A 13,207-nucleotide genomic window follows, 5' to 3' on the forward strand; every position below is an offset into this window, starting at 1 on the left:
TCGCTTTCATTTTCGCGACCGGGTGCGTACGCTGTACCCGATCTGCCCGCGTACGTTGTACGCACTGCTCGGAAAAGGATAGGTGATGACCGACCTCGATACCCGCACACCCGTGACCTCGCGCGCCGCGTGGCTGGGCCTGGCGGTGTTGATCCTGCCGGTGCTGCTGGTGTCGATGGATATGTCGGTGTTGTTCCTGGCCATGCCGACGCTCACCGCCGAACTGGATCCCTCGGCCGCCCAGCAGCTCTGGATCCTCGACATCTACGGCTTCATGATCGCCGGATTGCTGATCACCATGGGCAACCTGGGCGATCGCATCGGCCGCCGCAATATCCTGCTGGTGGGCGCGTCGGTGTTCGGCCTGGCCTCGGTGCTGGCGGCGTTCGCGCCGAGCGCCGGGGTGCTGATCGCCGCCCGGGCGCTGATGGGCATGGGCGGCGCGACGCTGCTGCCGTCGAGCCTGGCGCTCATCTCCAGCCTGTTCCCGGATCCGCGGGTGCGCGGCACCGCCATCGGCGTGTGGACGGCGTTCTTCGCGGGCGGGTCGGCGGTGGGCCCGGTCATCGGCGGCCTGCTGCTGCACAACTTCTGGTGGGGTTCGGTCTTCCTGATCAATATCCCGGTGCTGGTGATTCTGCTGGCGATGGGTCCGTTCGTGCTGCCGGAGCATCGCAGCACGGGGCGCGGGCCGCTGGATCTGCTCAGCGTGGCCATGTCGATCGGCGGCATCCTGCCGCTGGTGTACGCGGTGAAACAGGCCGCGGCCGAGGGCTTCGACGCGCTGGTGGTGGTGGCCGGTGTGGTCGGCATCGTCGTGCTGGTGTTGTTCGTGCGGCGGCAGCGGCAGCTGGCCGATCCGCTGCTGGATCTGAAGCTGTTCCGGCGCGGGTATTTCTCGATCGCCATCGGCTCGTCCACCATCGGCATGATGTCGCTGGCCGGGATGAGCTATCTGACCAGTATCTATCTGCAGTCGGTGGCCGGGCGCGACGCGCTCGCCGCGGCGCTGCTGAGCATTCCGGCGGCGGCGGTGGTGTTCGTGTTCTCGATGAGCGGCGCGCGGATCGCGCGCCGACTGGGCACCCGGGCGTCGTTCGTGCTCGCCCTGAGCGCGGCCGCGATCGGCAACCTGATGATCCTCGGCATCGGCGTGGACGCCGGAATCGCCTGGTATGTCGCGGGTTCCACGGTGTCGGGCATCGGATACGGCATCGTGTTCACGATGGTGTCGGAGGTGGCGGTGTCGTCGGTTCCGGCGGAGCGGGCCGGTTCCGCGGTCGGCATCTCCGAGACCAGTTTCGAACTCGGCAATGCGCTGGGCCTGTCGCTGCTGGGGTCGCTGGCGGCCCTGGTGTTCCGGTCCGGCGGCGATTTCGCGGCCACGCTCGGCGAGACCGTCGTGCGCGCGGGCGGCGATGCGGCGCTGGCGCATTCGGCGCGGGCGTCGTTCGTCACCGGTATGCACGTGGCGGTGTCGGTCGGCGCGGGGCTGCTGGTGCTGATGGCGGTGGCGGTGCTGGTGGGCGCGCGGTCGCGCGGGCAGGGCACGGCCGGGGCGGCCGATCAAGTCCGGGGCGTCAAACCGGTCAGCACCGATTCGATCGTGTAGGCGATGAGTTCGTCGTCGAGGGTGTCGACCATGCCGGAAGTGATCAGCGACGCGAGTCCCTGCAGAGTCGCCAGCAGTACCGTGCCGACTCGGTGGAGGTCGTCGGGTACCAGATCTCCGGCCTCCTGCGCGGCCGCGATCAGCGCGACGACCGAGGCGAAGGTGTCCTCGGCGGCGCGGCGCAGTTCCTCGGAGGCGTCGGTGCGGTGTTTGCTGGCGAACATCAGGTCCAGCAGCGCCGGGTTGGCGGTGGCGAACCGCACGTAGGCCATGCCGATATCGGTGAGGGTGGCCGCCACGCTCCGGTCGTCGCGCTCGGCGGCCCGGGTCAGCACCGCGCCCAGGCGGCGAAACCCCTCGGCGGCAAGGGCTTCCAGCAGCGCCGCCTTGTCCGCGAAATGCCGGCGCGGCGCGGCGTGGCTGACGCCCACCACCCGGGCGAGTTCGCGCAGCGACATGTCGTTCGTGCCGGACACCCGCAGCATCTCCTCGGCCCGGGTGAGCAGCGTCGCGCGCAGGTCGCCGTGATGGTAGGAACGTTCGGCCATGCCGATTACTGTATGGCTGCCGGAACGCGAGTTGGTCACGCCCGGTGCGCGGGTGCGGGCGTCGTCGGGTTCCCGAGCGGAGATCATCCCCGCCGCCTAGAGTCGGAAGTGTGAACGAGACCACAGCCAATGGCCGACCACTGGCCGAGCGGGTGGCGACGCGGCTGCTGTATCCGACCTCGCGGCCGCGGGAAAGGGCGCTGCGCGAGGCGGTTTCCGGCCGGGTGGTGCTGGTGACGGGGGCCTCGCACGGCATCGGCAAGGCCACCGTGCGCAAACTCGGCGTCGCCGGGGCGGTGGTGGCGCTGGTGGCGCGCTCGCTGGAGGACCTGGAGGCGGTGGCGGAGGAGATCCGCGCCGAGGGCGGGACCGCGCACGTCTACCGCGCCGACCTCACCGATATGGACGCCACCGACCGGCTGGGCCGCGACCTGCTCGACGCGCACGGGCACGTGGATGTGGTGATCAACAACGCGGGCAGGTCGATTCGGCGCGCGCTCGACGAATCCTACGACCGCTTCCACGATTTCACCCGCACCATCGACGTGAACTACCTCGGCCCCGTCCGCCTGCTGCTGACCCTGCTACCCGCCATGCGCGAACGCCGCGCGGGCCACATCGTCAACATCTCCACCTGGGGCCTGCGCATGCCGCCCACGCCGCGCTGGTCGGCCTACACCGCCTCGAAGGCGGCCTTCGACACATGGTTACGCACCGTGGCCACCGAAATCGCCGCCGACAACGTGACGACGACCTCGGTATACATGCCCCTGGTCCACACCCGCATGAGCGCCCCCACCAACTTCGGGAGCATGCCCGGCCTGACGGCCGACGAGGCAGCCGACGTCGTATGCCACGCGGTGGTCGCCAAACCCTTGGAAATCGCCCCCTGGTGGAGCGCCCCACTCCAGGCCTGGACCGAACTCACCCGAGGCCCGGCCCACCGCTTCATGTCCCGCGGCTTCCGCCGCTGAACCACCTTTCCGTCATTCGGGCACCGGTCGTGCAAATTCACGGAATCAGGACGACTTTGCCTGTTGTGGAGCGGGTTTCGAGGGCGTGGTGGGCGGTGGCGGCTTCGGGTAGGGGGAAGCGGTGGATTGCGGGGCGGAGGTGGCCGGTGATCCATTGGTTCAGGGCGTGGGTTTCGAGGTTGCGGATGCCTCCGGCGCGGTCGAGCATCTTGGGGCCGAGGACCTCCTCGGAGGTGATGCGGCGGTCGCGCAGGTAGTCCTCGTCCAAAGTGAGTGGTGCACCGGCGGACCAGCCGTAGACCAGCCGCTGGCCGTTCTCTGCGAGCAGATCCGTTGCGGTCCGGGCCGTTTCGCCGCCGACGCTGTCGAACAGCAGGGCGGCGGGGCGGTCGCCGAAGCGGGCGCGGGCGCGGTCGGGCCAGTCGGGGCGCAGGTAGTCCAGGGCGAGTTCGGCGCCGTTGGCGGCGACCATCTCCGTTTTCGCGGGACCGCCCGCGAGGCCGATCACCGTGAGCCCGGCATTGTTCAGGTATTGCACCAGCAGGGTGCCGATACCACCGGCCGCGGCCGTCACGATGGCCACCGCCCCGGGCTCGAGCGTGGCGAATTGCAGGATGCCCAGCGTGGTTCGGCCGGTGCCGATCATGGCCACCGCCTCGGCCGGGTCGAGATCGGCCGAGATCTCGTGCAGCCGTTCGACTTCGGTCACCACGAGCTCCGCGTACCCGCCGGGCGCCGCGCCCAGATGCGCGACAACCGGTGTGCCGAGCCAGGTCTCGTCCACCTCCGGTCCCACTCGATCGACGGTTCCGGCGACCTCCCGCCCCGGCACGGTGGGCAACTCCGGCCGCGGATACGGCCCCGGCTTTCCTTCCCGCAGCGCGGTGTCCACCAGATGCACTCCGGCCGCCGCCACCTTGATCCGCACCCGGCCGGGACCCGGCACCGGATCGTCGAGGCTCTCGTAGCGCAGGTTTCCGGCCGGTCCGAACTCGTGCAGACGAATCGCATACATGCGACCCACCGTGCAATCTCAATATAAGTTCAGGTCAAGCGAGTGTGACCGGGGCGACGACGCGACCACCTGCGGGGCCAGCGGGAGGCTGCGCCTAGGATCGAACCGTGCAAGCCCCGGAAGTGCGCCGATGAGCCTGGCGATCTTGATGACGCTGGCCGACTCGCGGCTGCCGATCGGGGGACACGTGCACTCCGGCGGCGTCGAGGAGGCGATCGCGTCCGGGCTGGTGCGGGATGCGGCGAGCGTGGAGTCGTATCTGCGGCGGCGCATCCGGACCTCCGGGCTGGTGGCGGCGTCGCTGGCCGCGGCGGTGTGCGGCGGCGAGCTGGACCCGGTGCGCGCCGAGGCGGAGGCCGACGCGCGCACCCCGGCGCCCGCGGCCCGCACCGCGTCCCGGGCGCAGGGGAGGGGCCTGCTGCGATTGGCCAAACAGGTGTGGCCGCAACGGGATTGGTCGCTCGGCGCGCGGCCGCACCTGTCCACCGTCTTCGGCGTGGTCGGCACGGTCGCGCAGGCGACGCCGGAACAGATCGCCGCAATCGTGGTCTATACCACCATGACCGGGGCCGCGACCGCCGCCCAGCGCCTGCTGGCCCTGGACCCCGCCACGGTCGCCGCCGGTACCGTCCGGCTCACCGAGCTGTGCGACCGGACCGCCGCCGAGGCCGTGAAAGGTCTTGCGGCACTCTCGGATCCGCTGCAAGACGTGCTCGCCCAGCGGCACGTCGAGCGGGATATGCCGCTGTTCGCATCGTAGGAAAGGACATTCGCCCATGCCCCCACATCTCATCGACGGCGAGCCGCACGATCACGCGCACGACCGCCCCAAGCGCGAGCGCACCCCGGGCGAGCCGCTGCGGATCGGCATCGGCGGCCCGGTCGGTTCGGGTAAGACCGCCCTGGTGGCCGCGCTGTGCCGGCAACTGCGTGACGAATTGTCGCTGGCGGTGCTGACCAACGACATCTACACCACCGAGGACGCCGACTTCCTGCGGCGGCACGCGGTGCTGCCGGACGAGCGGATCAGCGCCGTGCAGACCGGCGGCTGCCCGCACACCGCGATCCGCGACGACATCACCGCCAACCTGGACGCCATCGACGACCTGCTCGAGACGAATCCGCCGCTGGATCTGATCCTGGTCGAATCCGGCGGTGACAATCTGACCGCGACCTTCTCCTCCGGCCTGATCGACGTGCAGATCTTCGTCGTCGATGTGGCCGGCGGCGACAAGGTGCCGCGCAAGGGCGGCCCGGGCGTGACCTTCTCGGACCTGCTGGTCATCAACAAGACCGACCTGGCCCCCATGGTCGGCGCGGATCTGGCCGTGATGGACCGTGATTCGACCGCCGTCCGCGAGGGCCGCCCGTTCGTGTTCACCTCGCTGACCGACGATCCGGCCGCCACCCCGGTGCTCACCTGGGTGCGCGAGCAGCTCCGCCTGGTCGCCGACCACGACGCCGCCGTTGCGCACTGAGCTGCGCATCCACGCGAAAGCCGGTGCGCTGCCGGACATCCACGCCACCGGTGGACTGTCCGCGCGGCGCACCGGCCGCTCGACCGTGCACCTGATCGGCACGGCCGCAACCCCTCTCGGCGGCGACGAGCTCGACATCACCATCCTCGTCGACCCCGGCGCCCACCTCACGGTCCGCTCGGTCGCCGCCACCATCGCCCTCCCCGGCCGCCGCACCCGAAAATCCCACGCGCACTGGCATTTCGAGATCGCGGGCGCCCTCGACTTCGACCCCGAACCCACCGTCATCGCGGGCGGCGCCCACCACGAATCCCGAACCACCGTCCACCTCACCGAATCCGCCCACCTCCGCCTCCGCGAGCGCGTCCAAATCGGCCGCACCGGCGAAGAATCCGGCTACTGGCGCGGCGACCTCACCGCCGACCTACCCACCCACCCCCTCCTCCGCCACCGCCTGGACCTCGGCCCGCACACCCCCACCGACGACCCCCTCTCGGCCCCCCGCGCCCTCGAAAGCGAACTGCGCTACCCGGACAACCGCCCACCCGAAACAATCGGCCTGGACTCGGCCCGACTTCCCCTGGCAGCGGGGGGAAGCTTGTTCACCCGGACGGGACGGCTGCTCGGTGCCTCGGTGTGAGCTGAACTGTCGGTGCGTGCACTTATGATTGCGGCATGTCCGTGCCTGGTGTCGAGCGGCCCGATCTTCCCGAGCGTATGACCTGGGAAGAGTTGGAGCGTTTGCCCGAGGAGATCGCTGAGCAGATCGAGCTGTGGGACGGTCGGGTGGTGTGGGTGCGTCGCGGACCCAGTGAACATCAGACCTTCTCGAACCGCCTGTGGGCTTCGCTCGAGCGCTGGGCGCGAAAAGTGATGTCCGATGATCCGGAGCAGTGCTGGCGCGTCACCACGGAGACCAACATCTTCATGGGGAAGACTGGGAAATCGGACTTCCTGACACCGGACTTCCTCGTACATCGGTGCCTGGGATCGGCCTATCAGGACCTGCGAGCAACCGACGTGCTGCTGGTCGGCGAGGTGCTGTCGCCGAGTAACACACCACCCGACATCGAGGCGAAGAAGGCTCGTTACGCGGGTGCAGGCATTCCCTGGTATTGGGAGGTTGTGCTGGAGCGCGAGGTCAGTGCCGTCGCGGTGGTTCGGGCATACGGTCTGGACACCGGGCATGCGCATCTGCCCGACGGTGTTCACCCGCTGCGCTCCGCGAACTACATCGTCGTCGGGGAATGGACCCGCGAGAATCCCGACGGTATCGAGATCGACTTCCCCTTCCCGGTCCGCATTCCCTGGTCGGAGCTGGAGTACTGAACCCGTTGCGGCGGTTGCCCTTTCGCCGTCAGGCTCGGTGGCGGAGGCGGGTGGTGAGGGTGTCTATGCCCCACCAGGTGAGGCGGCCCGCGAGGGTCATGTAGAGGACGAATGCCAGGTAGACGAGGATGTGGCTGTATTCGTCGGCCCAGTGGGGGATCTTGCCGAGGGTGGCGAAGGCGGCGATCAGGAGGGCTAAGCCGGCCAGGACGGCTAAGGGGGCGAGGGGCTCGAGGTCGTGGTCAGGGGCGTCGGCGAGGGCGGGCCGGGGCGTGGTCTCGCGGGTGGAGCCGGGAGTGACGGCGCTCATGACCGAATCGCTTTCCTCTAGGGTGCCGGTGACCGTCGAGCCACCAGTTAACTGTCAGCTACTTATGGACAGCGTGGCATAGCGTGTTTCGATACAGAACTGTATTGAGAGGTAGATCACAGCGGAAGGTTGCGCTCGGAGCCGGGCGTGGGTGCGCGTACGGGGCGAGAAGCGGACGTCGTCGGCCGATTCCCGCCCCGGACGAGCCGGTCGGCGTCGTCAGTCGCCGACCACGCGCGGGGGCGCGTTGAAAGAGCTGACCGCACCGACCACGGCACCGGCGGCGGCACCGGCGGCCGCGGCCGGAGCGGTGATGACGCCCGCGCCGATACTGGCGCCCAGCACGGGCCCGGCAACGACTCCGACCGGCATGAAAGGTAAACCGATCACCAGCCCGAGCGCGCCTCCGACCAGGCCGGAGGTGAGCGCCAGCGGTGCGGCCATCGCCGCACCGGCGACCGCTCCCTGGGCGGCGGTGCCGACGGTCTGCCCGGCGATGCGGTCGGAACGGCTGCGCTCCATGCCGATCGAATCGAGGAACGTGGCGAGGTTCGCCTCGGTTTGCGCCGAGTTGTCGTTGATCTCGATGGCCTGCTCGCGGTCCATCCACTGCGGCGCGTCGACCTGCACGTCGCCGAAGCGGAACTTGCCCGGCGGCGGCGCGATCGGCGGTACGGCGGGCACCGGGGCGGGCGGATGCAGCACACCGACCGGGGCGAGGTAGCTGCGGTCCGGCATGGATCGTGCGGACTGCAGCGAGCTGAGCGTGTTGCCCGGGATGTGCAGGCCCTCGTAGGGCCGGGCGTTGGGCGTGTCGCCCGCGGGCCACTGCGGCTTGGGCGCCTGATCTTGCTGGGCGGCCTGGCTCTGCTCGGCCGGGGCGGCGTTGGCGACCCCGGAGCCGACGATCGCCAGCACCAATGGCACCGCACCGGCGGCGACGGCATTGCTGACTCTGAGACGATGCGGGTTGGGCGCTCTGTGTTTGCCTGCGGCCATAACGACCTTTCTTCAGGAGGATCCGACGCTCGACATTCGGACCCGGAGCGCGACCGGATGGGTACGGATTTCGACACGCCGAAGCCATTGCCGTAGCGAGTGATTAGCTGCGATTCGGACGAACCGCCAAGCGTGCCAACGAAAGAGCCGGGATCTCGAATGAGATCCCGGCTCTCGCTTCGGTGTCGATCACTCTTCGGTTGCTACAGCGAAATATTCGTCGGTGTACCAACCGAGGGGACGGGTCAGCCCGCCCGGCGATCCGAGGGCTGCTTCGCGCTCGCCGCGGGCTTCTCGCCGAGCTCGGCCTGCACCTCCCGGCCGTCCTCCTCGTTGCCGTACATCGCCTCCAGCGCCAGGCGCGCGAACACCCACTGCTCGGTGGCCGCCATCTGCCCGCGGTTGCGGCCGCCGAGGAAGGTGACGAGCCACTGGAACACGGTGACGATGCGGCTGCGGTAGCCGATCAGGTAGTACAGATGCAGCACCAGCCAGATGAGCCAGGCGAGGAACCCGCCGAACTCCAGCTTGCCGATCTGGCACACCGCGGAGAACCGCGAGACCGTCGCCATGCTGCCCTTGTTGAAGTAGTGGAAGGGCTTGCGCTGCTCGGGAGTCTGCTTACCGGCGAGCTCGGCCTTGATCTGCTTGGCGGCGTAGGTCGCGCCCTGGATCGCGCCCTGCGCCTGACCCGGCACGCCCGGCACCGCCATCAGATCGCCGACCACGAACACGTTCGGGTGGCCCTTGATGGTGAGGTCCGGCTCGACGATCACCCGCCCGGCGCGGTCGACCTCGGTGCCCTCGGACCGCTCGGCCAGCATCCTGCCCAGCTCGCTGGCCTGCACGCCCGCCGACCACACCTTGCACGCCGCCTCGATGCGCCGCGTGCTGCCGTCCTTGTCCTTGACGGTGACCCCGCGCGCGTCGACATCGGTGACCATGGCGTCGAGCTGGATCTCCACGCCCATCTTCTCCAGCCGCCGCTGGGCGATGCCGCCGAGCTTGGGCCCCATCGGCTTGAGCACCGCGTCCGCGCCCTCGAGCAGGATGACCCGGGCGTCGCGCGGGTCGATATTGCGGAAGGTGCCCTCCAGGGTGTGGTCGGCGAGTTCGGCGATCTGCCCGGCCAATTCGACGCCGGTGGGTCCGGCCCCGACCACGACGAACGTCATGAACCGGTCGCGCATCTCCTGGGTCTTGGCCAGCTCGGCCTCCTCGAACGAACCGAGGATGCGGGCGCGCAGCTCGAGGGCGTCGTCGATGGTCTTCATGCCCGGCGCGTAGGTGGAGAAGTGATCGTTGCCGAAATACGACTGCTGCGTACCGGTCGCGACGATGAGGCTGTCGAAGGAGGTGACGGTGTCGTCGTTGAGCAGGTGCGAGGTGACCGTCCGGTTGACCAGATCGATATCGCGCACCTCGCCGAGAATTACCTGAGTGTTGCGGTGCTTGCGCAACACCAGCCGGGTGGCGGGCGCGATCTCGCCGGTGGACAGGATGCCGGTGGCCACCTGATACAGCAGCGGCTGGAACAGGTGGGTGGAGGTCTTGGAGATCAATACGACGTCTACGTCGGCATTCTTCAGATGCTTACAGGCGAACAGCCCCCCGAAGCCGGATCCGATCACCACCACTCGATGGCGTCGGGTCGCGACGGTCGTCTCGATGCTCATCGGTAGCTCCTCATGCGGACGTTCGATCTACAACATGCATAACGGTAGTCGGTGACCATCGCCTCACGTCGTCCCGGCATACCCTCCCGTCATCCCGGCATGCCCCTTAAGTCATCCCGGCATGCTTTTGGCCGGGACCTCTTCCGTGCGCCGCCGAAGCAACCTCCGGAGTTATAGGACCGACCAGACGGTCTCCACCGATGCTTTCGACGGTCGGCCAGAGGAAGGCGGCCAGCTGGTCCACGAACTCGGTGCGGGAGCGGCCCGGGTCCTGGGCCCACGCCTCCGCCGACATCAGGATCGCGCCGACGGTCGCGGTCGCCCAGATCCGGGCCAGGCCCGGATCTGCGTCCAGTCTGCGCAGGAGTAGATCGAAAACCGCGGTGGCCCAATCGGAGACGCGGGTGAAGAACGGCCGGTGCTCGGCCTCCCCGCTCTCCAGCCGCTGCATCATCACGTGGTGCAGATTCGGGTTCGCGTCGACGAAGTCGCACATCAGGGCCACGATCTCGCGCAGCAGCCGGCGCGCGGGCAGCGGCTGGGCGAGCACGGTGTCGGCGGCCGCGATGATGACCTCCATGTGCCGCTCGGCGAGCGCGTCGATGAGCGCGGGCAGATCCGGGAACACCGCGTACACCGCGGTGCGGGCATAACCGGCCTCGGCCGCGACCTGCGCGATGGTGATGCGGGTGCCCAGCTCGGCGACCACGCGCTCGGCCGCGTCCAGGATTTCCGAGCGGCGACGGGCCGGATCGCGCGGTGGGCCCGGCGGGCGCCCGCGGCTGCGCGTCGATGATGTGTCCCTTGTCACAGCGCCCACTCTACCTGTAAAGTACAGAGCGTACTTTTAACGGGAGGCTTCCCATGGTCAGTGTCGACCCGCGCGCGTATCGCGCCGATCGCGAGAACATCGACCTGTTCGAAATCCCGGCCCGCCATCCGATCGACCGGATGCTGCGGCTGCTGCCGGGGCGGGAACGGACGCTGGCCGATCCGCCGCCCGGCAGCGACACCGTGCCGGTCCGTGGCGACGCCGGGCTGCCGTATCTGGGCCGTTCGCTGCACTACATGCGCTGGGGCCCGGCGGAGGCGCTGGACCGCTACCGCCGCTACGGCCCGGTCACCTACAACTCCGCGCTCGGCACCGACCGGGTGATGGTGGCGGGCCCCGACGCGGTCGACGAGGTGATCGGCAAGCGGCGCAACGATTTCGGCTCGGGCTGGGACTACTTCATCGGCCCCTTCTTCCGGCGCGGGCTGTTGCTGCTGTCGTTCTCCGAACACATGTACCACCGGCGGATCATGCAGCAGGCGTTCACCCGGGACCGGCTGGAAGCGCATTTGGCCGAACTCGCGCCCGTGGTCGACGCGGCGATCGACCGCTGGGTGCCGGGCGAGGCGCGCCAGGTCCGGCTGTATCCGACGGTCAAGGACCTGACCCTCGAGATCGCGACCGAGACGTTCATGGGCGTGCACGCCGGTCCGGAGCGCAAGCGGCTGGGGGCGGCGTTCCTGGCCTGCACGCACGCCCCGCTCGCGGTGGTGCGCTATCCGGTGCCGGGCATGCCGTGGCGGGCCCGGCTGCGCGGGCGAAAGGTCTTGGAGGACTGGTTCACTCGGATGGTTCCGGACAAGCGGCGCGCGCCGGGCGCGGACTTCTTCAGCGCCCTGTGCCAGGCCCGCACCGAGGACGGCGAGACCTTCTCCGACGCGGACGTGGTCAACCACATGATCTTCCTGATCATGGCCGCGCACGACACCACGACCACCACCGCCACCGCGGTCGCCTACTACCTCGGGCGGCATCCGGACTGGCAGGACCGGGTGCGAGCCGAGGCGCTGGCCCTGGCCGCCGAAACCGGCGGCGGCCCACCGACCATCGCCGATCTGGACCGGCTGCCCGATCTGGACCTGGTGATCAAGGAGAGCCTGCGGCTGGTGCCGCCGGTGCCCGGGCTGACGCGACGGTCGGCGCGCGACACCGAGATCGCCGGGCACTACATTCCGGCCGGTACGCAGATCGATGTCGCGTACGGCGTCAACCACCTGCTGCCCGAATTGTGGTCGCACCCGATGCGTTTCGATCCCGAACGGTTCGCCGAGCATCGCCGCGAGGACAGGTCGCATCGGCTGGCCTGGATGCCGTTCGGCGCGGGCGCGCACAAGTGCATCGGCATGCACTTCGGCACCTTCGAGGTGAAGGTGATCATCGCGGCCATGGTGCGCGACTACGAGTGGCGGATCCCCGAAAGTTATCGGATGCCCTGGGGATTCACCACCATTCCGTTCCCGCGCGACGGCGCGCCGATGCGGTTGCGGCGGCGGGCCTAGCCGAGCAGCAGCTTGGCGACCTGGGTGGTGGTCTGCTCGCCGTCCTCGTAGCCGCCCTGGTCGCCGAGCGAGTTCATCACCGCCAGCGTGTAGCGCTCGCCGGGGCCCGCGAAGCCGACCGAGTTGACCACCCAGCCGCCCCGCTCGTCCGACCAGCCGTTCTTCAGGCCCGGGCGCATGGCGTCGCCCGCGCCCCACACGCCCCAGTGCTGGTTGGTGTCCACATTGCGCATGCGGTCCAGCAGGTAGGAGCGGTCGTCGGGGTGCATGTGGTCGAGCACGTTGTTCATCAGCCGGTCCAGGTCGGCGGGGGTGCACTGCTGGAAACCCCAGTCCGGGAACGGCCGTGCGCCGCCGGTGGGCTGCGGTGTCAGCGAGGTCATGCCGTTGGCGCGGAAGGCGTTGTTGAACGCCTGGTGGTCCGGGCCGGAGAACTTGCTCCACAGCATGTCGGCGGCATTGTCGTTGGAGGTGGCCAGCATCGACTCCATGAGCGAGCGGTCCTCCGGGGTCAGCGCGATCGCGCCGACCCGCTGCCGGTTGATCAGGTCCTCGGCGATCGCGAGCTTGATCGTGGAGGCGGTCCAGATCATGGTGTCGGCATTGTCGTTGCGGAACACCGCGCCGGTAACCCGGTCGCGCACAACGTAACCCGTCACGCCGGGGCGTCCGGACAGGTAGGCGTCGACGGCGGCGACGCGACCGGCGAGGTCGCAACCGACGCAGCCCTGCGCGTGGATCGGCGCCGCGACGGCGACGGCGGACTGAAGGGCCGGCGCGCCGGTGATCAGCGCGGCGGTGAGAGCGCAGGCACCGACGGCCATGCGCGAGGGTCGGATGGCGCGCGAGGCGGCCCTGGGAGTACGCACGGTGGACAAGGATAGCCACCGAACGGCTCGTCGTGCACGTCTGCGATCCGATCGCCCGGTCCGACG

Annotated in this window: 14 protein-coding genes; 7 read left to right on the top strand and 7 right to left on the bottom strand. The window is 69.3% G+C overall.

The window, feature by feature from the left end:
• Nucleotides 1-85 precede the first annotated feature (85 nt).
• Complete coding sequence (locus HPY32_RS33870) at nucleotides 86-1,612, top strand: MFS transporter (protein WP_067589800.1); 1,527 nt, start codon at nucleotides 86-88, stop codon at nucleotides 1,610-1,612.
• Here HPY32_RS33870 and HPY32_RS33875 read toward each other — a convergent pair.
• Nucleotides 1,567-2,160 carry a TetR/AcrR family transcriptional regulator gene (locus HPY32_RS33875; RefSeq protein ID WP_067595955.1) on the bottom strand — a complete coding sequence of 198 codons (594 nt, stop codon included), beginning with the start codon at nucleotides 2,158-2,160 and terminating at the stop codon, nucleotides 1,567-1,569. The two genes, HPY32_RS33870 and HPY32_RS33875, sit on opposite strands and share 46 nt — an antisense overlap.
• 110 nt (nucleotides 2,161-2,270) lie before the next feature.
• Here HPY32_RS33875 and HPY32_RS33880 point away from each other — a divergent pair, with 110 nt between their 5' ends.
• On the top strand, nucleotides 2,271-3,134 hold the full coding sequence (locus tag HPY32_RS33880; protein ID WP_231951697.1) for an SDR family NAD(P)-dependent oxidoreductase: 864 nt from the start codon (nucleotides 2,271-2,273) through the stop codon (nucleotides 3,132-3,134).
• Nucleotides 3,135-3,171: 37 nt separating this feature from the next.
• Here the strand turns inward: HPY32_RS33880 and HPY32_RS33885 are convergent, their stop codons facing one another.
• Nucleotides 3,172-4,149: a zinc-binding dehydrogenase gene (locus HPY32_RS33885; RefSeq protein ID WP_067589797.1), complete on the bottom strand. Its 978-nt coding sequence runs from the start codon at nucleotides 4,147-4,149 to the stop codon at nucleotides 3,172-3,174.
• A 130-nt stretch (nucleotides 4,150-4,279) separates the two neighbouring features.
• On the opposite strand from HPY32_RS33885, the gene HPY32_RS33890 reads away from it, so the two are divergent.
• The 4 genes from HPY32_RS33890 to HPY32_RS33905 are packed head-to-tail and all read left to right on the top strand — an operon-like array spanning nucleotide 4,280 to nucleotide 6,956.
• Nucleotides 4,280-4,909, top strand: coding sequence for an urease accessory protein UreF (locus HPY32_RS33890; RefSeq protein ID WP_067589794.1), 630 nt, complete (start codon nucleotides 4,280-4,282; stop codon nucleotides 4,907-4,909).
• A gap of 16 nt (nucleotides 4,910-4,925) precedes the next feature.
• Complete coding sequence (ureG, locus tag HPY32_RS33895; protein WP_067589791.1) at nucleotides 4,926-5,627, top strand: urease accessory protein UreG; 702 nt, start codon at nucleotides 4,926-4,928, stop codon at nucleotides 5,625-5,627.
• On the top strand, nucleotides 5,617-6,267 hold the full coding sequence (locus HPY32_RS33900) for an urease accessory protein UreD (protein WP_171983199.1): 651 nt from the start codon (nucleotides 5,617-5,619) through the stop codon (nucleotides 6,265-6,267). Before ureG ends, HPY32_RS33900 begins: the two co-directional genes overlap by 11 nt.
• A gap of 35 nt (nucleotides 6,268-6,302) precedes the next feature.
• Nucleotides 6,303-6,956 (top strand): Uma2 family endonuclease, encoded by a 654-nt coding sequence (locus HPY32_RS33905; RefSeq protein ID WP_067589784.1) that lies wholly within the window; start codon nucleotides 6,303-6,305, stop codon nucleotides 6,954-6,956.
• A 28-nt stretch (nucleotides 6,957-6,984) separates the two neighbouring features.
• On the opposite strand, the gene HPY32_RS33910 is transcribed toward HPY32_RS33905, so the two are convergent.
• From HPY32_RS33910 to HPY32_RS33925, 4 genes are all read right to left on the bottom strand, one after another.
• Nucleotides 6,985-7,266, bottom strand: a complete 282-nt coding sequence (locus tag HPY32_RS33910; RefSeq protein WP_067589781.1) for a hypothetical protein — start codon at nucleotides 7,264-7,266, stop codon at nucleotides 6,985-6,987.
• A gap of 219 nt (nucleotides 7,267-7,485) precedes the next feature.
• Nucleotides 7,486-8,265 carry a DUF456 domain-containing protein gene (locus HPY32_RS33915; protein WP_067589778.1) on the bottom strand — a complete coding sequence of 260 codons (780 nt, stop codon included), beginning with the start codon at nucleotides 8,263-8,265 and terminating at the stop codon, nucleotides 7,486-7,488.
• A gap of 245 nt (nucleotides 8,266-8,510) precedes the next feature.
• A complete protein-coding gene (locus HPY32_RS33920) occupies nucleotides 8,511-9,941 on the bottom strand; it encodes an NAD(P)/FAD-dependent oxidoreductase (RefSeq protein ID WP_067589776.1) in 1,431 nt (476 codons plus the stop codon).
• A gap of 106 nt (nucleotides 9,942-10,047) precedes the next feature.
• Nucleotides 10,048-10,752: a TetR/AcrR family transcriptional regulator gene (locus tag HPY32_RS33925; protein WP_156674530.1), complete on the bottom strand. Its 705-nt coding sequence runs from the start codon at nucleotides 10,750-10,752 to the stop codon at nucleotides 10,048-10,050.
• A 53-nt stretch (nucleotides 10,753-10,805) separates the two neighbouring features.
• Between HPY32_RS33925 and HPY32_RS33930 the strand changes: the two genes are divergently transcribed.
• Nucleotides 10,806-12,272 (top strand): cytochrome P450, encoded by a 1,467-nt coding sequence (locus tag HPY32_RS33930; protein ID WP_067589770.1) that lies wholly within the window; start codon nucleotides 10,806-10,808, stop codon nucleotides 12,270-12,272.
• Here HPY32_RS33930 and HPY32_RS33935 read toward each other — a convergent pair.
• Nucleotides 12,269-13,096, bottom strand: a complete 828-nt coding sequence (locus tag HPY32_RS33935) for a serine hydrolase (RefSeq protein ID WP_067589767.1) — start codon at nucleotides 13,094-13,096, stop codon at nucleotides 12,269-12,271. The genes HPY32_RS33930 and HPY32_RS33935 overlap by 4 nt on opposite strands.
• Between the last annotated feature and the right edge of the window lie 111 nt (nucleotides 13,097-13,207).

This window comes from Nocardia terpenica (genome assembly GCF_013186535.1).
GTDB lineage: Bacteria > Actinomycetota > Actinomycetes > Mycobacteriales > Mycobacteriaceae > Nocardia > Nocardia terpenica.

Excerpts from the sequence above, each read along its gene's own strand:
- HPY32_RS33870 (WP_067589800.1), top strand. The coding sequence starts at position 86 with ATGACCGACCTCGATACCCGCACACCCGTGACCTCGCGCGCCGCGTGG.
- HPY32_RS33875 (WP_067595955.1), bottom strand. The coding sequence starts at position 2,160 with ATGGCCGAACGTTCCTACCATCACGGCGACCTGCGCGCGACGCTGCTC.
- HPY32_RS33885 (WP_067589797.1), bottom strand. The coding sequence starts at position 4,149 with ATGTATGCGATTCGTCTGCACGAGTTCGGACCGGCCGGAAACCTGCGC.
- HPY32_RS33890 (WP_067589794.1), top strand. The coding sequence starts at position 4,280 with ATGAGCCTGGCGATCTTGATGACGCTGGCCGACTCGCGGCTGCCGATC.
- ureG (WP_067589791.1), top strand. The coding sequence starts at position 4,926 with ATGCCCCCACATCTCATCGACGGCGAGCCGCACGATCACGCGCACGAC.
- HPY32_RS33905 (WP_067589784.1), top strand. The coding sequence starts at position 6,303 with ATGTCCGTGCCTGGTGTCGAGCGGCCCGATCTTCCCGAGCGTATGACC.
- HPY32_RS33910 (WP_067589781.1), bottom strand. The coding sequence starts at position 7,266 with ATGAGCGCCGTCACTCCCGGCTCCACCCGCGAGACCACGCCCCGGCCC.
- HPY32_RS33915 (WP_067589778.1), bottom strand. The coding sequence starts at position 8,265 with ATGGCCGCAGGCAAACACAGAGCGCCCAACCCGCATCGTCTCAGAGTC.
- HPY32_RS33920 (WP_067589776.1), bottom strand. The coding sequence starts at position 9,941 with ATGAGCATCGAGACGACCGTCGCGACCCGACGCCATCGAGTGGTGGTG.
- HPY32_RS33930 (WP_067589770.1), top strand. The coding sequence starts at position 10,806 with ATGGTCAGTGTCGACCCGCGCGCGTATCGCGCCGATCGCGAGAACATC.
- HPY32_RS33935 (WP_067589767.1), bottom strand. The coding sequence starts at position 13,096 with ATGGCCGTCGGTGCCTGCGCTCTCACCGCCGCGCTGATCACCGGCGCG.